The organism is Mycobacterium sp. NGS66 (genome assembly GCF_059812225.1).
Genome location: NZ_JCALCG010000026.1, coordinates 1 through 20,130, shown reverse-complemented (window position 1 = coordinate 20,130; position 20,130 = coordinate 1). Strand labels below are relative to the sequence as shown.

Genomic DNA, 20,130 nt, shown 5'->3' with positions numbered 1-20,130 from the left:
GGGTCTTGTTTTAGGCTGGATGATTGCGGCTGCGTGGTTTTGCGGTGACCGCGCAGCTGTCCGTATCGGTAGCCTTCGTAGGCGGCGCGGGCGATTTCGCTTACTAGGTGGGTGGCCTCGTGGCGGCTGTCGTCGCGGATTTCGCGTTTGAGCCACCAGAAGGCACCGATGGCGACTGCGGAGATGACGGCGATCATGACGAGCCGGGCTAGGGGGTGGGCCATGCCGACTTGGTCAGCCCAGCCGCCGCGGGCGGCCATCTTGAGGACGCAGACCGCGGCCACGGAGGTGTAGGTGGTGTAGGCGAAGATCAGGGCGGCGTGTTTGAAGAACATTTTGATGCGCCGGCCCGCGCGCCGGCGGGGGTGTCCGTGGATCATGGCGGGGCCGGCGGCGATGACGGCCAGGAGGGCATTGATGAAGGCGGCGCAGCAGACCATGACGTAGCTGTAGGTGACGTAGCAGATGAACAGGGTGAAGATCAGGCCGAGGAGGATGAAGAACAGGCCGAGGGCGAGGTTGGCGCCGCTGAGGTGTTGGGCGAAGGTCAGGGCTTGGGGGGCGCCGCAGCTGGCCATGGCGTGGGCGGGGCCGGCGAGGTCGCCGGGGTTGTGGGAGGCGAGGATGGCGGCGGTGTAGGTGCCTGCGCAGGTGCCGATGTCGTCGACGGGGGTCCCGAAGTTCATCAGTTGCAGGGGCATTCGCAGGGTGGCGTCGGCGATGAGTCCGGTGAGGTGGGTGAGTTGTGCGGGGGGGCCGCCGGCGGTGAGGGGCCCGTTGTTGGCGAAGGCTTGTGCGGTTTGGAATCCGAGGTTGCGGCCTTGGTTGAGGAGCCCGTTTTCGCTGTAGAGGTCGGTCAGTGGGTCGCGGGTCAAGACGATTCCGAGGATGCCGATGGCGAAGGTGGACAGCATGATTGCCGAGCCGTGGCCTTTGCGGCCGTGCCAGAGGATGTGGTAGGCGCCGACGGCTAGCCCGAGGGTGAGGCAGATGGGGAATACCGAGAGTTCGCTGAGCAGGGCGCGGATGATTTCGAAGAGCGGGCGAAACCAGGTTGCCAGCCAGTACAGCCAGGTGTTGGACATGGCGAAGCGCATCAGCCACAGCGATAGCGTGATCATGAAGATGTAGAAGGCGGCCTGGGCTTGCAGCAGCTCGACGACGGTTTCGTGGGTGAGGCCGGTGGTGACTGCGTTGGCCAGCCAGCGCACCCAGCTGGATGGATCGGCGCTGAGCGAGGGCCCGGCTTTGGTGATGGCTTCGGCGGTGGAAACGACTGACAGGTAGTAGTCGCCGACGGGGACGCCGTGGCTGTCGGTGACACCGGTCCAGTTCAGTGCGCCGGCCAGCCCAGAGGCCGCGGCCGGCGGTGCGGCCACCACCGCCCAGGTGCCCAGCAGCTGGGTGCTCAGCCATAGCCAGGTGACGCGGCGTAGCCGCGGGCGGGTGGCCAGTTGGTAGCCCACGTATTCGGCGACGCGGCAAGCAAATGTGGTTGGGGGGCTGTTCATGCGGTGCGCCCGGGGGTGGTGTCGTAGGCGCCGTGCAGGGCGGTGTCGGGTTCGCTGGCCACGCGGATGGGGGATTTGCGGCGGAATTCGTCGACGAAAAAGCCGTAGCCTTGGCGCTCGCCGCGGTCGGGGTTGTCGACCGCGGCGGCGGTGGTGTCGTCGAAGGCGGTGGGGTCGCGCATTTCCTCGGGGCTGGGTTGGGCGAGGAAGAATTCTTCGATGTCGCCGTAGTCGTCGGGGCGGATGCCGACTTTGGCGGCGACTTGGCGGGCGAGGTCTTCGTTTTCGAACGGCATGATCAGCTGTTGGGTGATGAATTCGTCGCCCATTAGGGCGAGGTCTTTGATGGGGTTTTGGGTGATGATCAGCAGCCCGGTGTAGTGCTTGCGGGCGCGGCGGCTGATGAGGTGGGCGTCGTCGGCGCCGGCGCGGGAGTTGAGCAGGGCGGCGGCTTCTTCTAAGACGATGAGCCCGAAGCGCTCGGTGTTGGCGAAGAAAGTCACTCGGGCGAGCCGCACCAGCATGCCGTAGATGGCCACGGAGGCGCGTTTGCGGTCCGAAAGGCGTTCATACAGGTGCGGGGTGCTCATTTCTGCGGCGGTGGGCAAATCAAGGCTGCCGGTGAGCCAGATGGTGACATCGAGGGACGCCAGGTTGGGCACGGGCAGGGTGTCATCGAAGATGGCTTGGGTGAAGTCGTAGGTGGCCCAGGATTGCAGGGCGGCCAGGATGGGGGCCAGGTCATCGGCGAGTTGGGCGACCCGGCCGGGGCGGGTGTCGGGGCCGGCGGGTGCTTGGATGGCGGCGATGTAGCTGATCAGGGCGGCGGTGCTGGTGATGCCCAGGCGCGCGCGCACGTCGGGCGCCAGGATGGTGCGCAGCCTGCGCACACCGGTGCTGCGGGCATCGAGTCCCAGCATGGGCACCATGTAGTCCAGCCAGTAGCCGGCGGCGACGTTGGCGGGGAAGGTGCGCAGAGGGTCGCAGCTGAACTGTTGTCCGGCCATGTCGATAACGGCTTTGTTGTCGATGTCGGCGAGCGCCCGCGCCCATTCGGTTCCCGGGTCGACGATGAATGCTTGTGCGCCGCGCTGGATTTCGGCGCGGGCGATGCGTTTGGCGGCATACGACTTTCCGTAGCCCAGCGCGCCGCTGCACACCAGGCAGGGGTTGCGGTTGCGCCGCGCGGTGCCGGGCAGGTCGAGCAGGACCGCGCTGCGCAGGGCGTTGTTGGTGTTGAATCCGAGCAGGATGCCGGTGGTGTTGCCGATCATGGAGGAGGTGAAGGGCACGAACCGGGACCATTTTTTGGTGGTGGTGGGTTCGGCGAATTGGTCGGCGCCGGTTTTGTGGTTGGGCGCGCCGGGGTTGAACGTGGCCCATAGGCGGGTTTGGGCGCCGCGGTAGTGGCGCACGGCGATTTGGCCGGATCCACTGAGTTCTTCGCGCAGGCGTTTGACGCTGTAGTCCAGGGTGGGGGGGTCGGGGGCGCCGACGGCGATGAGAAAGGCTGCCTCGAGCGGGCGTTCGTCGATGTTGGCCTGTAGTTGGCGGTTGTATTCGGCGAGTTGTGCTGCGGTGGTGAGCAGTTCGGCGTCGCCGTTACGTACGTCGCGGCGTTGGGTGAATTGGTCGTCGATGTTGCCTTTGGCGCGGTCGTTGCGCACGAATTCCAGTTCGCGGCTTAGTGTTACAAGGTTGACGGCGAAGTCGAAGGTGGCGCCGGTGTCGAGGTCGTCGAGGGCTTGGAGGAACTCTGAGCCGGGAAAGACGATGCCGGCTTTGGGCATGTCGACGACGGGCAGGATCGCTTGGTAGCTGTCGGCATACAGGCCGTCGGGGCTGGATATGCGCAGCACGGTGCGCCAGGAGGGGATGCGGCGCAGCCCGAGCAGCCAGGCCGCGGTGAGTGCGCCGGCGAGCGCGCCTGCCAGTAGGGCTAGGCCGAGCATGCCGGCGAGCACGCTGAGCCCAGCACCGACCGCCAGGGCGGCGGCGGTGATGCGGAGGGGTAGCCGGCGTCCGGCGTGGTGTTGCTGGTCACCGTCGTCGAAGGTCGCGGCCGGCAGCTGGGTGCCCTCGAGGCGCCCTGTCGCGCTGCGGTGGCGCGGCAGGGGGTTGTTGAAGACGCCGCGCCAGGTGTTGTGGCGCCAGAACCAGTCGATCATGTCTTCGCTGGCCGGCAGGGACGCGAATTCTCCGGGTAGGGCGGTGATGATGTCGTGGGCCAGGCGCTGGTAAGCCGCGACCGAGTCCTCGGAGTCTTTGTCGCGGCCGATGACCCAGTCGCGCAGTTTGGTGGCTTGGCCCACTGGGCTGTGCCCGGCGCGGCCGGCGTCGACGGGCATGGCCAGCCAGTAGATGCGGGTGCGGGGGTTGTGGGCGGCGATGACCGGCTGCATGGCGCGGCAGGCGTTGATCCATCGGGGTTTGTCGCGGTGGCCGTGCAGCATCGCGCGCAGCAGTTGGCGTTGATTTTGCGGGACGCAAAGCCCGAAAACCCATGTTCCGGCGGGGATTTCACGGGCCAGGCTCTGGTGGCGATCAGCGACGCCCAGCCGGCGCTTGGTGGATTGCAGGTAGTAGGGCAGCCCGCTGATCAGGTAGTGGGCGTAGACGCCGTGGGCGGTGTAGGTCAGGTTGTCGATGATTTCACGCGGCGGTGCCAGCAGCGGGTCGCTGGTGGTGAGGGCAAGGGCGGGGTGCAGGGTGTGCCACCAGCTGCGCAGCCGGAACCGCAGGGTGGGCCGTGCGCGCGGCATGAGCGACGCGGCCCCGGCGACGGCGCCGGTGAGCAGCAGGCCGCCGAGCAGGATGGCGCGGGCGTGTCCGGATTGCAGTGAGGCAATGGTCAGCGCGACGGTGAGCGCGCCGCCTCCGTACAGGCTCACTGCGACCCACAGGCGCATCGGCTTGTTGAACAGGACGTCGGTGTAGACGGGGGTGTCGTGAATGCCTTTGAACAGCTGGGCTGATTCGGTCATCGCGACGTGCTCCTGGGAGAGAAGGGCGAGGTGGCCCGCCGTGGCGGGCCCAGTTGAGTGGCGACGGGTCACCCGCCGCCGGGGCGCAAGGCGGCCGGCGCGTCGTGGTGTCGGTTATTGGCCGAATTGGCCGGTGGTGATGCCGGTGCGGTCGACGGTGCGCTTAGTGGAGGCGTAGATCGCGTAGCCGCCGCCGACGATGACGGCCACCACGACGGCGGTGAGCGCCCAGGCGACGGTTTGGCCGATGCGTCCGCCGAAGAAAGATGCGGCGGCTCGGGTGCCGCCGGCGAGCAGGATGAAGATCACCAGCACGCCGACACCGATGGTGTAGAGGGCGTGGCTGCCTGAGACGAGGTCGTTGACCGCGAGCAGGTGGGCAGCTGTGTGTGCGGAATTCATGAGATGCCTTTCGTTGCCGGTTATCTGGGTGGTGTTGCTTGGCTGTCGGGGTTAGTGGGGCGTCTGGGTGGGGCGGGGAGGACGGGGGTCAGTTCGGCGCCTTCGGCCAGCAGGGGCGCGTAGTTTAGTGCTGAGACGTTCCATCGGCCGCTGGTGACGGTCAACGTGATGGGGTAGTCAAGCTGTAGAGGCGCGAACCCGCTGGTGACAGCTTCGACTGAGGCTAGGACGCGCAGGGTGGTGCCTTCGGCGGGCACGTCGTGGTCGGGGGCGGAGTGGTTGGCTGCCAGCTTGATGATTCGGGCGGTGCGGTAGTCGGCGGCGGGCAGCAGTCCTGAGCTGGGGGTGATGTAGCGTTCCAGGCCGCCGGCGCCGGTGAGGTAGCTGGTGATGAACCCGGCGACGGTGGAAAACGCCGGGCAGGTGTCGGCCAGGGTGGCCGGGTAGGCCAGTGGGGCGTCAGCGCCGGCGCCGGGACCGTTGACGCGGGCCGGTAGCGCGCTGGCACGCACCCCGTAGTTGCTGTACACGATGGGTAGCCGGTAGAAAGCGGTGTGCGCGGGCGCGGCTTGGTAGGGCCGCTCGGATACCGATATGACCACGCTCCACTGCTGGGTGGTGCCGCTGTCGGTGATGAGGGTGACCGCCGAGACTGCCGTGGAGCTGGCGACCACAGGGGCGGTGGTGGGCAGCCGGATGGGGTCGCGCAGCGACCAGCAGTCGTGCAGGGACTGTTGTTCCGACGCGGTGGCGGTCAGCCAGCGAGTGACGCAGTCTTGGGCGTAGGAGCCGATCAGGGCGGTGCGGTTGACGGCGGTGCGCGCCGGGCCGGCGACGTCGATGGGATCATCGAACATCCAGCCCCAGATGGTGGCGATCGCCACGACACTGCACGAGGCGAGGCCGGTGATGGCTGCGCCGCGGCGCAGCAAAGTACCGCCGCGGTCGAGGCGTTGACGCCAGGTGTTGGTCAGCATGACGACTCTTTATTGGGGTGGGTGGCCGAAAATTTTGATGGCGGACACCGCGAAGGTGTTGTCGGCGGGGTCGGTTTGATCGGCCGGCATGCCGGGCAGTGAGGTGGTGGGCGGCGGTGCGGATGCTGGTGCGGGGGTGCCTAATACGTCGCCGAACAGCCCGCCCGGTCGCGGCGGGGTTGAGGCGGGGCTGGGCGCGTCGGCGGGGGCGCGGCCGGTGTCTTGGATGAGCACGATGATGCGCGAGGCCAGCACGCCGCGCCCGGGTATGGGTTGCGGTGCTTCGCCGTGCACGCTGCGGGTTTCTTGGGAGACGACGGTGGGTGGGGTGTCGTTGAAGCTCCATTGGACGCGGGTCAGTACGCGGTGCTGCAGCCATTGGTCAGCGCCTGAGCTGTTGGCGCCCACCCAGCCGGGGGTGATCGAGACTGCGGTGATGACCATGGTGCGGCCGAGTTCGAGGACGAGGTATTGGCCGACGGTGCCGCCGTGCACGCACACCCAGGCTTGGGTGGGGTCGGAGCCGGCTACCGACTGGGCGGTGGTGGATCCGGGTAGGCATCCCACGGCGGTCGCGGTGTAGGGAATGGGGTTGTCTTGTCCGCCGCCGGGCAGCACGGCGCTGGTGGTGGGCGCGGAGATGGCGCTGAGCCGGGTGCTGGGCTGGGTGCTGTGGTCGCTGTCTGCGGCATGCGGGCCGGAGCGCATGGCCAGCAGTGCCCCGCTGACCGCGAGGGTGGCGATCACGGTGGCGACGATGAATCCCCCCGCGATGGCCTTGTTGTATGTGGGGGGGTGCGCGCTGGTTTGGCTCGCTGTCTGGCTGGGGTCATTACCGGCGGCTTGGGATGCACCGGCGGTCGCGCCATCCTCAGCTGGGTCATCCCCACTGGGCTGGTCGGGGTGGTCATCGCCACCGACGGGATCGTCCTCGACCGCGTCCGCCTCGAGCGGGTCGTCGGATGTGGTGTCGGTCGCGATATGGGCTGGGCTAGGGGAGCTGGTGGGCGGCCCCGGCTCGTCCTTGGCGATGCTGACGGGGTACGCCAAAGGGGGCGACACCTGAGGTTGCGCGGCGTCATCGGCGTCGTTGTCACCGCCACCGCCATCGCTGTCGAGGCGGTCTAGCCAGTCCTGGGTGGCACCCCAGACGTCGGGGGCAGGCCCGCTCATCGCCGCGCCGGGGAGCCGCCGTTGCGGTGGCTCAGCAACGTCGCGGGGCCGCGTCGGGTCAGCGGCGCGGCGACGGGCCGAAGACCGGGCCGCGTCTTGCGCATTTCGTGAATTATCGCCATGTGCACACCTTCCGCCTTTAGGTCAGCATAAGGCGTGGATGGGCCTTAGTTATGGGTGAGAAAATATTTCGTCGGGCGCAGCGAAATGCTGTATCTCGTTGTTACGGTATTCGCGTGGACAGCTTGCCTCGGGACGGCATGGCGCGGCTTTTCTTCTTTTTAGAGGACCGCTTGGCGCAGCTGCAGTGGACGCGCGAAGATCTGGCGGCCGCCGGCGGGCCGGCGTCGGCGACAATGCGCAAGGCGCGGGCCCGAGGCGGTGGGCTGTCGGTGCGCACGCTGGCGCGACTGGATGTGGCATTGGGCTGGCAGGAGGGGTCCGCGCAGCGTGTGCTGCACGGCCAAAGCCCAGCCGTGCGGATAACTCAGGAGGTCAATGCGTGTTCCTCCAGGATCGATGCGCAGCTGAGGCACGCCGAGTGTGCAGGGGTGTCGCGGTGCGCGACGGAGTTGAAGAACTTTTTGGCCGACGTCGTACAACGGCTGGGCGACTTCTACAATGAACCTGTACGGGCCGGTGGGGGCGGTGTCGATGCCGGTTCCCGCTGACAGGTTCGACGAGGTCCGCCGTAAGTGGATCGCCCGTCATCAACATACTTTTATATTTCAGAAAAAGCGCGCTGAAATTCTGGCGCGTCAAATACGTGACCGTGACACTATCATCAGCGGCGCGCGTGATGATCCCGCCGACGACGACGTTATTCATCCGTGGTATGCGCGCCCGGTGAAAACGCCGTACGCCATGTTGGACTGGGCAATTTTTATGACGGCCGCACTGCTTGCTCCGGTGGGTTGGCCGGTGGGCAAGATGCTGTCGGTGTCGGTGGTGCAGCTAATCCCCGGTGAGCTGCGCTCGTATCCGATCGCGGCGTTCATGTGGTCAGCGACCGTGGTCGGGTTGCCGCTTCCGGTGCTGCTGATGCTGGTCGGCCCGCCCGATTCGCTGGCGGCTGCGGTCGGGGTGCCCTGGCTGCTGGCTCAGATCCCGGCCGCCCTGCTCGCTGCGGGGGTGTATGGGATCTTGGAAGGCTGGCTGGCCGTCGACGGTGCGCGCGACTGGTGGCCGATGCGCCCGCCTGCGGCGGCCGAGGATGTTGACTTCGGCTTCGAGGCCGATGACCTGACCGGGCCGGGGATATTCCCTGTGCGTCGTGAACTCCCGCCTGGTGATCCCAGCCCAATCCGGAGGTTTTAGCTGATGTCTGTTCATTCCAGCGCGCCGTATTGCGGGTTTAGCCGTGACGGCGATGGGAAGCTGGTGGTGGCCGAGGCGCCGGCGCACGTGCTGGTCTCCGCGCCGACCGAGACGGGCAAGACACGGGCGGTGCTCGCACCGGCGGCGGTGCTGTGGGGCGGACCTACGGTGTGCGTGTCGTCCAAGGACGACCTGATGTGGCTGGTTTGCCAACGCCGTTGGGGGCCAAAGCAGGTCATCGATCTGCGGCCTGATTATTCGCCGCTGTATCCGCCCGATGTGCAGGTGCGCTCGTTTGACCCGACGGCGTTGATCGCCACCCCGGATCAGGCGGTGACCATGGCCAACACGATGATGCAGATGTCGGCGGTCGGGTTGGGGTCCGGGATCGATCAGGTCTCTGATGCCGGCATCTGGGAGGCCAACACCGAGGCGCCGCTGGCCGCGATGCTGTATGCGGCCTCGCCGAGCGGCAACAAAAAGGGCATCGGGTGGGTGCTGCTGGCGGTGGACAACCTGAAAAAGGACGACAACTTCCCTGATGCGGCCGGCTGGCACAGCGCCGCGCGGGAGGTCTCGCGGCTTCCGCTGTTTCGCAACGCGCTGCTGCGCACGTTGGACATGGACCCTCGTCAGCGCGACAGCATCGCGTTGACGATGCGCAAAGCCGTCACCCCGTGGATGCGGCTCGCGCTGCGCGGCATGACGGAGCCCTCGTTTGAGGAGTCGTTTTTGTGCCAGCCGGATGCGACGCTGTTCATTCTGGCCCCCGCTGAGGGGTCGATCGCCGGGGCGGCGGTCACCCTGCTCGAGCATCTGGTGCGCAGCTGGCGGGGTAAGACCGCCCGCAAGGAAATGCTGCACCGGCTGCTGTTCGTCATTGACGAGGCGGTGAATGTCGCCCCCATGCCGGCCCTGCGACGCTATGTCTCCGAAGGCCGCGGGCTGGGCGTGAATTTGTTGTTGTCAGTGCAGGGCTCCATCCAGTTCGAGACCGTGTATGGCGGCGCGTACATGCGCGAGCTGCGCGCCACCTTTCCGGCCTCACTGATCATGTATGGGGCTGACGAGATGGAGCTGCTGCGCCGCGGCGAGCAGTGGTCGCGCGAAACTACGCGCCGCCAGGAGACATTCGATCAGGCCAGCGGCGCCAAGACGCTGTCGTCGCATTTGGGCCCCAGTTTGGATTATCGGCGACTGTTGCCCGCAAACCGCGGGAAGGCGCGGCTGCTGCGCCGCGGCACGGCGGGAGTGATCACCGAACTGCCCGACTGGCCTGACTTTCTGGCCAGGTATGACCGCGCGGTTAATCGGCTGCTGGCCCAAAAAGCCGACGCGCGTGAACCCGAGACGCTGTGGGAATGGGTGGTGGCACGTCATCGCCGCGCGCTGGAGGCGGTGAAATCGAAGTGAACGCCGAGAGGCTGCGCGGCGAGCTCATCGCCGTGCTGGAGGAGGCGGGGGGGCCGCTGACCACGACGGGCATCCGGCGCGCGGTTGGCGCACGGCGCCACGGTGGGCGGGCGGTGGTCGCCGAAGAGGTCTATCGGGGCCTGCTGGTCCTGCAACGCCGCGGACTGGTGCGCCGGGTTTTCGACCAGCCGGGCCGGCTGGCCCAGTGGGAACTGGCGGTGTTGTTCGGCGAGGCTACCCGTCGGGCCGGCGAATCAGCCGCCGATTTTAGACACAACACCACATAGGGTGAAAGGTTGTGGACGATAATGCATTTCAGTGTTTGCGGGCGCGGATTATCCTATAACCGCGTTATTCGGGGATCGGTACGTGAGCGTCTGAGCCATGTCAGCGCGGGGATGCGAGCGCGCAGGGTTCGTCGACGCTTGGGCAACGATCCGACGCGTGCAATCCGCTCGCCCGTCGATGCGATCGAGGTGGCCGAAGCGCTTGTAGCCCCTTTGTCGCGACGCGACGCGAACTACCACGACGTGTGGGCAAGCGTTTCGGCCGCGCCGCTGGCCGAGCTGCTGTACGCGGCTCGTCAGCAGCCCGGCGGCGGCGGTGTTGAGTGGGCGTGGCGTGCCGCGGTGAATGTCGAGGCGGATGGCACGGTGCCGGGTTGGCGTCAGGCCGCAGATATCTGCGATCAGGCGGGCGCGCCGCTGGGTGGTCGGCTGGTCAAGATCGCCCAGTGGGAGCCGCGCCAGCGCGACAGCGTGGCGCGCACTATGCGCGATGCGTTGGAGCCGTGGATGGCCAAGCAGCGGGGGCGGGTATGAGCAGTGCGCGATGTCACGTCCGCGATGGCCGGATATGGCTAGCAGTTGCTCAGATGTGCACAGGAGTGTCCTTATGATGCCGCAGACATTTGTCGCCACAATCAAGGCCGAGGCAATACGATTCACCCCCGAATCGGCGGCCACGATCATCCAGTGGCTTGATCTGCCGGGCCGGTGTTGCCACCCGGCTGCGGTGAACCCGGCGACCGGCGTGATGGAGCATGGATACCTGATGATTCCTACGCCGCTGGGGTCGCGGCGCGCCGAGCTCGGGGACTGGGTCGTGCGGTTGCCCACCGGAGCGATGTGGCCTTGCAGGCCAGAGCATTTCGAACAGGTTTACAGGGCGCAGCGATGAGCGCGCGGCGCGCGGGCGAGTGGGAGGCTTCCCGCAAAGGGCCGTGGCTGGGTGGTTTGATCGCTGCGCTCAGCGTGGCCGGTTGGCTGATCTATGAGGCGGTGGCCGGCATCATCGAGGTTATTCGCGTTTCTTTGGACACGATGCCCGTTTAACGCAGGGCAGCTTTACGCCGGTAGTCCTATGCGGGGCCTAAAACTAGCTCGGCGAAATCGCGATAGGGTGGCTACGTGGCAGCCGACGAACCTCATGGCATGGATGATTCACTCGCGGCACGGGTGAACAAGCTCTTCGCGGTGTGTCACCGGGCTGATGAAGCGCCCCTGTCGAACGTTGCAGCTGCGGCCGCAATCGCAAAGAAAACCGGGGTGATGATCGAACCGGATTGTTTGCGGCGTTTAAGGGAGGGCGCCAAAACCAGTGCTGCGGTGGGGGATTTGGCGGGCATCGCGCAGTTCTTCGGCGTGCCGGCGTCATACTTGACGGACCTCCGACCTGACCGGGAAATTGACGCGCAATTGAACCTTTTGCAGGCGCTGCGCGATGCCACGGTGCGCGACGTGAGGGGGTGGGGTGGGTCGGGTGCTAGCCCCGACCGGCTCAACGTCATGGCGAAACTGATTGCTTCGCTGGCTCGTTGAGCGGCTGGGTTCACCGCATGCGGAAGGTGTTGTAGCACCACCGGTGTGTGGCCGTTCGGTCCGAGAACAGTTGGGCTGGTTCATAGTTCGAGGCCGTGGTTGTTGTCGCGTTCGCGTTCTTGTTGGCGTTGGTGTTCGCGGGCGCGGTATTGGTCCCAGTGGTCGTCGATTTCGGTGAGGGCTCGCAGGGTTTGGCGCAGCTCGTTGACGATGTGGTTGCGCTGGTTGAGCAGTTGGGCGGCCTGTTGGCGGGTTGGGCTTTGGGCCCCGGTGGTGGCGAGGTGGTGTTCGACTCGCTCGATGGCGGTGGCGGGCTGGGGTTGGTGCCGGTCGGGGGTGCCGATGTGTTGGGTTTGGGGCAGGTTGTCGGTCAGCGCGGTGAGCAGGGTGTTGGCGTGGTGTGAGCGCGGTTGTGCGGTGGTGAGCAGGATGAGTTTGGTGTTGGTGTCGGTGGCGGTGCGGGTGAGCCAGCGTAGTTGGTCGGGGTTCAGCTGGTCGGCGTCGTCGACGATGAGCAGGGTGCCGTCTGGGAGTTTCCAGCGCTGGTCGTCGATGTTGGTTTGGGCTTGTTGGGGTGTGGTGGTGGTGTCGGCGTAGCGGTGTGCTGCGGCGTATTCGGTGGCGGCGGGGGTCGCGGGGAGGGCCAGTAGGCGGTGTTGGTGGTGGTGGGCGGTGGCGGCTAGGGCGGCCAGTAACGCGGGTTTGTCGGCGCCGGGATATAGGCGCACGGGTTGGACGGTGTGGATGTCGGCGGTGATGGCGGTCAAGGCTTGCTGGTGGGGCTGATCTAGGCCGGCCAGCGCGGCGGCGGGCGGGTGGTAGCTGGCGCCGGTGCTGGTGGTGGAGGCGGCGTGCAGGAGTTCTACTTCGGCGCGTAGTTGGGGCAGGTCGGCGCCTAGGTCGTAGCGGTCGGCGGGGGTGTGGGTAAAGGCGCGGGCTGCGGCGGCTTCGGCCCGGGCGAGCTGGGTGTCGAGTTCGCGCGCGTGCTGGCGGGCTTGGGCGAGGGTGTGATTGTCGGCGGCCAGTGCGGTGTTTCGCAGGGTTTGGATGGTGGTGTCGGTGACGATGTTCTCCACGCCGCCGGCGGCATCGATGAGGGCGGTGCGGGCGGCATCGAGGCGGTCGCGGGCGGTCGTGAGGGCGGCGGTAATGCGTGGGCTTTGGGTTTGGACTTGGTCGCGGTGTTGTTGGTAGTCGGCGGCGGTGTCGTGGTCGCCGCGGCCGGCGGCGGCGGTGATGGCGGCGTCGAGTTGAGTGAGCAGGGTGTGGTGGAGTTCGGCGGTGTCTTCGGCGTGGACCCAGCGGGTGTGGGCTTGGGCCAGGGCGTGCTGGTAGGGCTGTTGGTGTTGCTGGGCGGCGCGTAGGTCGGCGAGCTGTTGGGCGGCGGCTTGTTCGGCGGGTCCGCCGGGGCCGGCCAGGATCGACTGGGCCAGGGTTTGGGCGTGTCGGCGGGCGGTGTCGCGGCGGGCGCGCAAGGCCGGGATGTCGATGTCGTCGACATCGCGGGTGCCGGGGGGCGGCTGGGAGGGCAGGTCCGTGAAGTCCAGGGCGCCCAGGTCGTCTTCGGCGAAGCCGTAGGGGTAGTCGTAGGGGTCCGGCGGTGGTTCGGCGGGCAGGTTGGGGTGGTGCAGGTGGGGGGTGAACAGGTCGAGTTGCTCACCGGCAGGCGGTGTTTGGGGGGTGTCGGCGGGGTGGGGGATGTCGGGGTCGATGGTGGCGGCGTGGTGGGTGAGCAGTTCGATGCGGTAGGTCAATAGACGGGCGTATTCGTCGGCCCGGATGGGTTGGACGGCGGCGATGTCGCGCAGGTGTTCGGCGGCAGCGGCCAGCAGGTCGGCGGGGGGCCAGCCGGAGGCGGCGACGGCGGCCACGAGCCCGGGCCAGGCGGGGTCGGTGATGACCGCTTCGGCGATGCGGGTTCCCAGCAGGTGGTGCAGGAGGGGGGTCCAGTCGGGGCGCAGGCTGGTGTCGGGGCGCTGCAGGGAGGCTGGTGTTAGGGTGCCGGCTAGGCGCCACCATAGGGCGGCGGCGGGCATTTCATCGGGCAGCGGAGCGGCGTCGGCCAGGGCGCCGCGAAGCAGGGTGGTGATGTCGGCGCCGGCGCGGGCGGCGTCATCAAGGTGGGTGGCCAGCCGGGGCCAGAACGGGTCGCTGGTGATGCGTGGGTGCAGGTCGTCGGCGAATTGGCGCCACCGTGCGGCGGTGGCCTCGGGGCGGGTTAGGCCGGCGTCGAGGCGGGCGTGGATGAGGCGTTGCACCGCGGCGGAGCGGTTGGGGTGTTGTTCGGGCCCGGTGATGCGGGTGTCGGCGGGATCGACGTCGTGGGCGGCGCGGAAGACGGCGATTTCGGCCATCAGCCCGGGTTGTTTGTCAAGCAGGGGTCGGGCCCAGGCCGGGGCGTTGGTGGGTTCCCAGGCGCGGGCGCGTTCGCGAATGTCGTCGGCCAGTTCGGCGACGAGGTCAGCGCGCCCGGCCAGGTAGGGTCCCCAGGTGGGATGGGTTTTCAATACCTCGGGGGTGGCGGGTAGCCAGCGCAGCGGTCCAACCTTTTCGGCGGCACTTGCGGGTGGGGTGGGCAGGCGCCAGTCCAGGACGGCGGCGGGGTCTTGGGCGGTGGCGAAGTCGCCGGCGGCGGCGTCGTGTAGGGCGGCGGCGGGGTCGTGGCCGTCGAGGGCGAGCAGGGCGAGGTTGCGGCGCAGTACGGGCCAGGCTTGTGCGTCGGTGACGCGGGTGCCCAGGGCGGCGCCGGCGGTGTCGATGGCGGCCATGACGATGGGTCCGGCGGTGTGTTCGGCGGCCGCACTCAATGCGTCGGTGTACATGGCGGCGGCGTGGTGCAGGCGGACAAACGGGTCGGTGTCGGCGGCGGCGACGCTGTGGGCGGAGTGTTGGGCGCCGTCGCGGCGCAGGATGGTGGTGAGGATGTCCACGGCGGTGGGAGGGTGGGTGGCCTTGGGGGCAAGGATGCGGTGCGGGTCGGCTTCTGAGGTGGAGCCGTAGAGGTGGTTTTCGGTGCGGCCGCGGGTCAGAGCGACGTAGAGCTGTTGGCGGGTCAGGCGATCGGAGATGACGGTGTGGCAGGTGCCTTCGGTGTCGCGGCCGCCGGCGGTCATGCCTTCGGCGGCGTCGATGGTGGAGGCGTAGCCCAAGGTGGTGTAGGCGCTGACGTAGCAGGCGGGCAGATGCACAGGTGTGGCGCGTCCCCGCAGGGGTGTGACGGTCAGCGAGCCGTCGTCGTGCACGGTCCGGATGCTCCAGCGGTGCCCGTTTTTGACCCAGGCGCCGTTGTGGTCGGCGGCCAGCCAGCGGGCGTTTTTGCGGGTGGCGATCGTGTCGCCGGCCGAGGCGGTCAACCCGTCGGACAAGATGACGGTCGCGGTCGCGGTGGCGGGGGTCTCGGTGTTCTGCAGGCGGTCCAGGCGGGCGCGTTCGTTGAGCTGGGCGACCACCTCGTTGGTGGGGGCCAACAGCAGTGAGTCGCGCCCGGCGACGCGGTCGGCGGCCCAGGCCGCGTAGGCCATGTCGGCGGCGGTTTGATCGGCACCGACATGCACCCGGTGGTGGTCGATGTAGAAGCCGATCGCCGCGGGGTCACCGGCGCGCACCGCGAGGCTGGCGGCGGCTTCGGCTGGGCCGGTCTGCGGGTGGGTGAACCGTACGACCGTGCTCAGGGTGACCGTCTCGGCGCGGTCGGCCAGATCGGCCAGGACGCCGCCGGCGGCGACGGAGGCGAGCTGCTTGTCGTCGCCGACCAGGCGCACGCTGGCCCCGCGGGCCAGGGCGTGTCCGATGGCGGCGTCCAGGTCGAAGGTGGCGGCCATGCCGGCTTCATCGACGATGAGCAGCGTGTCGGGGCCGATGGTGTCAAACCAGGTTCGGGCGGGGTCGTCCGGTGGCGCGGGCGGTCCGGGCCGGGCGGCGGTGAGCTGGACGAGTTTGGCCAGAGTGTCGGTGGCTGAGCCCAACTCTTCGGCTAGCACTTCGGCCGCTCCGGCGGTGGGTGCGAGGCCGATCACGTTGCCGCCGTTGTTGTTCCAGGCGGCGGCCAGGGCGGCCATGGCGGTGGTTTTGCCGGTGCCCGCCGGTGCCAGTGCGAGCTGCACGCGGGCACCCGAAGTGGCCATGGAGGTGACCATCGCGGCTTGGGCGTCGTTGAGTTGCAGGCCGGTGTTCGCGTGGACCTCAAGGAGAGCCAAACCGATGCTGGTGTCATCGGCTCTGCGCCCGTCGCTGCGCGCAGCCGCGGCCAGGATGCGCCGTTCGGCGGCCATGATCGCCGCACTGGTGTAGACGGTGGTGTCGTGGCGGGTGTAGACGCTGGCCCCGTCGGCGCGACGCAGTATCGCCGGCTCGTTTTTCTCGGTGTCGGTGTGTGAGGTCAAGGTGATGCTGTGCTCGTCGAGGGCGGCGGCGACGATGCGGTTGACCAGTTCGGGGCCGCCGGGGTGATCGGCGTAGCGCACTACCCGGGCGGCTTCGGCGCGCACGTGGTTGATGGTCCAGGTGGCGCGGGCTTCGGAGACACTGGCGATCACTGCGGCGGCTTGGGTGTTGACCCATTCCTCGGTGATTCGGGTCTGCACCTGGGGGTCGCGGCCGGTGACTTCGGCGATCATGGCGGTCAGCGCGCGCTGATCCCCTAGCACCTCGATGGCTTGGGCGCGCCAGCTGTGGCGCTGCTCGCCCAGTGAGCGTGGTTCGTGTTTGGCTTGCCGTGTTTCTAGGGTGGCCTGCTGGGACAGGGCGAGCATTTCCACGGCGGTGGGTTCACGCCCGTAAGCAGCCTGGAATTGTTTGGCCAACTGCCCGACGCGGTGATCGATGGCAGCGCTGCGTGAAGAGTAGGTGGTGATGAGTTCGTCGGGAATGCCGTCGATTTCGCGGACCGGGCGCTTGCCGCGTTTGGCTGGCGAGGCTTTGAACCGCACCCGCAGTTTGTCGATGAGCAGGGCTTCGATGCGGGTGTTGTAGAACTCTGAGGCGGCCACCGCGGCGTGGTGCAGCGGGGTGCCGTCTAGGGCCCGCCAGCGCGGGATGCCGTCGGGGCCAACGACTTGCACCTTGTTGCTGATCACCAGGTGGGTGTGCAGGTTGGGATCGCCGGCGCGCGAGTCGCGATGATCGAAGGCCGCGGCGATCAATCCGGTGGTGTCCACTTGGGCCACACCGCCCGCTCCGGTCCGCGAAAACGCGGCGTTGTCTTCCAGGAATTGCAGGGTTTCGGCGACGGCTTGGTGGTGGCAGTCCTCGATGGTTCGGGCAATTGTTGTCGGGGCCAACGCCCACAGCGCTGACACCGATTTGACCGGGGTGAACGTGAGGTCGTAGCCGGCCACCGCAGTGGTGGGATTGCGCGATTGGGCGGCGATGAATCCGGTCAGTTCACGCTCGTCAGCCGGTGGGCGAGAATAGGTTTCGGCGAACAGTTCGCGCCCGATGGCGGTGCGCAGCCGGGCCCGGATCTCTGGTGCGACGCTGGCCGAAACATCGGCGCCGGTGGTGGTGTTGTAGTCGCGGTAAGCCTCCCGCAGCCGGGTGGTGAACTTGTTTTCTTTGCTGCTGATGTGGAAGGGCCGGCCGAGCCGCGCAGCTGCCCGCGCGCCCGCATGGCCGACGCCAACACTGGTCAGATAGCCGGTGATTTTGTCGGCGTTGGGGTGCAGGCCTTCGCCGAACAGCGCCTTCATCTGGGCTTCGCTGACCTGTGAGCCGTGCTTAATGCCCCACACGGAGGCGACTAGGGGGTCGGCGGCATCGCGCGAGACCGGTTGGCCTAACGCAGCTAGCCCGCGGCCCATCCAAATGCCAGGGGTTTCGCCTTTGGCGCTGTAGTAGTCAGCCAGGCTGGGGCGGCCTCGTTGGGTGGCATCGGAGGCGGCGACTTGCCGGATCAGGTACATGTAGCCGTCTCCGGCAGTCAGTTTGTGTAAGCCCATCACCGCGTCATCGCCTCACTCCGAAGCTATGGGCGGCCTATCCCTTAGACATGGGCCGTTATCAATTCGTGACCCTGAGTGCAAGAGGTGTGATGTGCGGGAAGGAGGTTAAGTTAGGGCATCCTAACTTATGGTGGGCTGTGGTGGTGAGTGGTCGGGTCCGGGCTTGGTGAGTGGGTCGGTGGGCGAGTTTTTCGATTCCATTGGGGCATAAGGCCGTTGAGGGTTCTAGCGTGTAAGGCATGGGAAATGCTGTGGTGAGTAAGGCGGCGCGTAAGGCCGCGCGGGCGGCGACGTCGGCGGCGCAGGAGGAACTGGCGCGGCGCACGCGGGCAAATATGGAGGACTTGGCGTCGTTCTTTTCCGCACGTGAGCGTGAAGAGGCCGTCGAGGGGTGGCTGGCCGAGAAAGTGGCAGCGCTGCGCGAGCAGGCGCACGCTCGGCGCGCTGAGCAGCGCCGAGCCTGCGGCGTGGCACTGGGCGCGATGCGCGACCGCGGGGAGGGTGTGCGCGAGATCGCGCGGATGGCGGGGATATCGGAGAACACGGTGCGCGAACTGATTCGTGCAGCCCAGGGCTCACCGGGGCCGGCGCCGGTGGTTGGGGCGCCGGTCATTGAGCCGGCGCCCGCGATCGTGGCGCTGACCGACTCGGCCGGCCCGGTCGCTCCGCGGCCGGGCGGGGCCGGTGTGGGTGTCGGTGTGCCCGCGCAGGATGACAAGGGTCAGTGATGCAGGGTTGGGTCGGAAAGCGGGGGTCGGAGTGCAGCTTTGGCAACCACTACCGCTGGCGGTCGATCGGCACATCCACGGTGAAGAGCTAGCTCGGTTCGACAGGCTGGTCGTGCGGGGACCGGGCGGTGACGATTGTGCGATCTGGGTGGGCGCGATCGGCGGCGACGGTTATGGGCGGTTTTGGGTGGCGCCGCAACGGGATGCGGATGATGGTGCGGGCGAATCGGTATGCGTTGGCGGCGTCGCTGGGTGGGCAGACGTTAGACCCTGGAGTCAAGGCGCTGCACGGGTGCAATAACCAGATTTGCGTACGCGTCAGCCAGGTAGGTGAGGTGGGCCTGCTTCATGTGGTGGGCGGCACGCAGGGCGACAACATGAGGATGATGGCCCGGGCGGGCCGCGGCGGCGGCCGCGCAGCGGTGCGCCGCGGGGACGCCGGCCGACAGGCTCGGCGGGCCCGGGCGGTGGCGTTACGCGATGCTGTACGCGGGGGATGGGATCAGCAGGCGGTGCAGGCGGCGCTGCTGGGTTCGGCGGAGCCGACCTTGTGGTGAGTACTACACCGCTGAGCGAGCCTGCGCCGGAAGAAAAAAGGGGCCCAGCCAACCCCGGGGAGTTTGGTGGAGTTGGCCAGGCCCGTGGGTGGACACTACCGGTCGGCAGGTGGTTGGGGCGTGTTGTCGGCGATGATTTCGCGGATGTGGTGGGGTTGGACACCGGATTGCAGGGCGGCGAGCATGAGCTGGGCCAGCCGCGGTGCGGGGGTGTGGGTGTGCTCGGCTTCATCGAGGGCGGCGTTGGTGGCGATCCCGCCGCGCACGGTGTCGCCGTAGAGGCAGAAGCAGACCGCGGCAACCGCGAGTGCTTCGGCGCGGGCCTGGCCACGCAGCTGGCGTGCGATGCGGGTCCATAGCTCGGCGGCGGGCTGGGCGTGGTCGAGTGCCAGACCGAGCATGGCATCGCGCAGCGCGGGGTGGCCGGTGATGAGGATGCCGGCGCGGGTGGCCAGGGTGTGGCTGTCGGCGCGGTGCCCGGCCAAGACGTCGGCGATTTCGTCGCTGGTGGTGGTGACGAGCTGCCCGTGATCGCCAATGTTGACCGGCGGGGCAGGGTCGATGGGGGCGAATTCGGCTTCGATGTCGTCGCGGGAGGCGCTGATGCGTTCGCCGCTGTGCACGAGTTGGGCGGTCAGGATGGCGTCGGTGTAGGGGTAGGTGTGTCCGCGGTCTCCGGTGTCGACGTCTAGCCATTGGCCTGCGGTGGTGACGTCGCGGGTGTGCAGGCGCAGCAGCACCTGAATGCTGGCCTGGCGGAGGGCGTCTCGCAGGGTGTCGAGGATGAGGCGGGCGTGGGTGTCGTGGAAGGGGTCGCACACGGTGAGCACGATGGCCGCGGCGTTGTCGGGGTGGGCCAGGTTGCAGGTGTGCGGAATGCGGGCGGCCTGCTCGAGTGTGATGGTGATGTCGCAGCGGATCGCGCTGCGCACGATTAGGCCCCGGGTGATGTCGCGGCGCAGCAGGTAGGCCACCACGCTGTTGGTGGGAGCGAAGCCGAGGAGCGCGGGGGCGGCGGCGACGACGTCGGCTGGGGTGGAAAAGACGGTCTCAAACATGGTGTTGTTCTCCGTTCTGTGCGGTGATGGGTGCGCCGGTTAGCGCTGGGTGTGGGGCAAGCGGCTGAGGGTGGGCGGTCAACCCCTGTGAGGCCGCGGTGCGCGCAGCAGGGTTTTCGGCCCGCGTGAATCCCGGCGCGCCAGCGCCTTGGGATTCACTGGCATAGGGCCGAAAAGGTCACTCGGCCTGCGCAGCGCACCGCGGCCGTGGGTTGAGCGCTCGGGCCCCCGGCCGCTTACACTGGGCACCC

Annotated in this window: 17 protein-coding genes; 9 read left to right on the top strand and 8 right to left on the bottom strand. The window is 67.9% G+C overall.

What is annotated here, in order from left to right; genetic code table 11:
• The 6 genes from AC5Y2L_RS28280 to AC5Y2L_RS28255 all read right to left on the bottom strand — a co-directional run.
• Window positions 1-1,511 (bottom strand): hypothetical protein (locus AC5Y2L_RS28280; RefSeq protein ID WP_499945761.1); only part of this gene is annotated, 1,511 nt, incomplete at its 3' end.
• The gene (locus AC5Y2L_RS28275) at window positions 1,508-4,495 is read right to left on the bottom strand and encodes an ATP-binding protein (protein WP_499945757.1); all 2,988 of its coding nucleotides are present in this window, start codon (window positions 4,493-4,495) and stop codon (window positions 1,508-1,510) included. The genes AC5Y2L_RS28275 and AC5Y2L_RS28280, both read right to left, overlap by 4 nt.
• 114 nt (window positions 4,496-4,609) lie before the next feature.
• The gene (locus AC5Y2L_RS28270; RefSeq protein ID WP_499945754.1) at window positions 4,610-4,897 is read right to left on the bottom strand and encodes a glycosyl transferase family 39; all 288 of its coding nucleotides are present in this window, start codon (window positions 4,895-4,897) and stop codon (window positions 4,610-4,612) included.
• A gap of 20 nt (window positions 4,898-4,917) precedes the next feature.
• Window positions 4,918-5,874: a conjugal transfer protein gene (locus tag AC5Y2L_RS28265; RefSeq protein ID WP_499945750.1), complete on the bottom strand. Its 957-nt coding sequence runs from the start codon at window positions 5,872-5,874 to the stop codon at window positions 4,918-4,920.
• 9 nt (window positions 5,875-5,883) lie between these two features.
• Window positions 5,884-7,047 (bottom strand): hypothetical protein, encoded by a 1,164-nt coding sequence (locus AC5Y2L_RS28260; RefSeq protein WP_499945747.1) that lies wholly within the window; start codon window positions 7,045-7,047, stop codon window positions 5,884-5,886.
• A complete protein-coding gene (locus AC5Y2L_RS28255; protein ID WP_499945743.1) occupies window positions 7,044-7,169 on the bottom strand; it encodes a hypothetical protein in 126 nt (41 codons plus the stop codon). Before AC5Y2L_RS28255 ends, AC5Y2L_RS28260 begins: the two co-directional genes overlap by 4 nt.
• Before the next feature lie 114 nt (window positions 7,170-7,283).
• On the opposite strand from AC5Y2L_RS28255, the gene AC5Y2L_RS28250 reads away from it, so the two are divergent.
• The 7 genes from AC5Y2L_RS28250 (at window position 7,284) to AC5Y2L_RS28220 (ending at window position 11,597) form a co-directional block, all read left to right on the top strand.
• Entirely contained in the window at window positions 7,284-7,718 is a 435-nt protein-coding gene (locus AC5Y2L_RS28250; RefSeq protein WP_499945740.1) for a hypothetical protein, read from the top strand.
• Between the two features lie 214 nt (window positions 7,719-7,932).
• Window positions 7,933-8,364 carry a hypothetical protein gene (locus tag AC5Y2L_RS28245; RefSeq protein WP_499945738.1) on the top strand — a complete coding sequence of 144 codons (432 nt, stop codon included), beginning with the start codon at window positions 7,933-7,935 and terminating at the stop codon, window positions 8,362-8,364.
• A gap of 3 nt (window positions 8,365-8,367) precedes the next feature.
• A complete protein-coding gene (locus AC5Y2L_RS28240; protein WP_499945735.1) occupies window positions 8,368-9,777 on the top strand; it encodes a type IV secretory system conjugative DNA transfer family protein in 1,410 nt (469 codons plus the stop codon).
• Window positions 9,774-10,064: a hypothetical protein gene (locus AC5Y2L_RS28235; protein WP_499945732.1), complete on the top strand. Its 291-nt coding sequence runs from the start codon at window positions 9,774-9,776 to the stop codon at window positions 10,062-10,064. The genes AC5Y2L_RS28240 and AC5Y2L_RS28235 overlap by 4 nt, the downstream gene beginning before the upstream one ends.
• A gap of 138 nt (window positions 10,065-10,202) precedes the next feature.
• Complete coding sequence (locus tag AC5Y2L_RS28230) at window positions 10,203-10,598, top strand: hypothetical protein (protein ID WP_499945728.1); 396 nt, start codon at window positions 10,203-10,205, stop codon at window positions 10,596-10,598.
• A gap of 354 nt (window positions 10,599-10,952) precedes the next feature.
• Entirely contained in the window at window positions 10,953-11,111 is a 159-nt protein-coding gene (locus AC5Y2L_RS28225; RefSeq protein ID WP_499945723.1) for a hypothetical protein, read from the top strand.
• Between the two features lie 75 nt (window positions 11,112-11,186).
• Complete coding sequence (locus tag AC5Y2L_RS28220; RefSeq protein WP_499945718.1) at window positions 11,187-11,597, top strand: XRE family transcriptional regulator; 411 nt, start codon at window positions 11,187-11,189, stop codon at window positions 11,595-11,597.
• A gap of 80 nt (window positions 11,598-11,677) precedes the next feature.
• Here the strand turns inward: AC5Y2L_RS28220 and mobF are convergent, their stop codons facing one another.
• The gene (gene mobF / locus AC5Y2L_RS28215; RefSeq protein ID WP_499945713.1) at window positions 11,678-17,533 is read right to left on the bottom strand and encodes a MobF family relaxase; all 5,856 of its coding nucleotides are present in this window, start codon (window positions 17,531-17,533) and stop codon (window positions 11,678-11,680) included.
• Window positions 17,534-17,775: 242 nt separating this feature from the next.
• On the opposite strand from mobF, the gene AC5Y2L_RS28210 reads away from it, so the two are divergent.
• Both AC5Y2L_RS28210 and AC5Y2L_RS28205 read left to right on the top strand, forming a co-directional pair.
• Entirely contained in the window at window positions 17,776-18,264 is a 489-nt protein-coding gene (locus AC5Y2L_RS28210) for a hypothetical protein (RefSeq protein ID WP_499945711.1), read from the top strand.
• Window positions 18,265-18,392: 128 nt separating this feature from the next.
• Window positions 18,393-18,821: a hypothetical protein gene (locus AC5Y2L_RS28205; RefSeq protein WP_499945708.1), complete on the top strand. Its 429-nt coding sequence runs from the start codon at window positions 18,393-18,395 to the stop codon at window positions 18,819-18,821.
• 95 nt (window positions 18,822-18,916) lie between these two features.
• Here the strand turns inward: AC5Y2L_RS28205 and AC5Y2L_RS28200 are convergent, their stop codons facing one another.
• Window positions 18,917-19,879, bottom strand: a complete 963-nt coding sequence (locus AC5Y2L_RS28200) for a DUF4192 domain-containing protein (RefSeq protein WP_499945706.1) — start codon at window positions 19,877-19,879, stop codon at window positions 18,917-18,919.
• Between the last annotated feature and the right edge of the window lie 251 nt (window positions 19,880-20,130).

Excerpts from the sequence above, each read along its gene's own strand:
- AC5Y2L_RS28275 (WP_499945757.1), bottom strand. The coding sequence starts at position 4,495 with ATGACCGAATCAGCCCAGCTGTTCAAAGGCATTCACGACACCCCCGTC.
- AC5Y2L_RS28270 (WP_499945754.1), bottom strand. The coding sequence starts at position 4,897 with ATGAATTCCGCACACACAGCTGCCCACCTGCTCGCGGTCAACGACCTC.
- AC5Y2L_RS28265 (WP_499945750.1), bottom strand. The coding sequence starts at position 5,874 with ATGCTGACCAACACCTGGCGTCAACGCCTCGACCGCGGCGGTACTTTG.
- AC5Y2L_RS28260 (WP_499945747.1), bottom strand. The coding sequence starts at position 7,047 with ATGAGCGGGCCTGCCCCCGACGTCTGGGGTGCCACCCAGGACTGGCTA.
- AC5Y2L_RS28255 (WP_499945743.1), bottom strand. The coding sequence starts at position 7,169 with ATGGCGATAATTCACGAAATGCGCAAGACGCGGCCCGGTCTTCGGCCC.
- AC5Y2L_RS28245 (WP_499945738.1), top strand. The coding sequence starts at position 7,933 with ATGACGGCCGCACTGCTTGCTCCGGTGGGTTGGCCGGTGGGCAAGATG.
- AC5Y2L_RS28240 (WP_499945735.1), top strand. The coding sequence starts at position 8,368 with ATGTCTGTTCATTCCAGCGCGCCGTATTGCGGGTTTAGCCGTGACGGC.
- AC5Y2L_RS28225 (WP_499945723.1), top strand. The coding sequence starts at position 10,953 with ATGAGCGCGCGGCGCGCGGGCGAGTGGGAGGCTTCCCGCAAAGGGCCG.
- mobF (WP_499945713.1), bottom strand. The coding sequence starts at position 17,533 with ATGGGCTTACACAAACTGACTGCCGGAGACGGCTACATGTACCTGATC.
- AC5Y2L_RS28210 (WP_499945711.1), top strand. The coding sequence starts at position 17,776 with ATGGGAAATGCTGTGGTGAGTAAGGCGGCGCGTAAGGCCGCGCGGGCG.
- AC5Y2L_RS28200 (WP_499945706.1), bottom strand. The coding sequence starts at position 19,879 with ATGTTTGAGACCGTCTTTTCCACCCCAGCCGACGTCGTCGCCGCCGCC.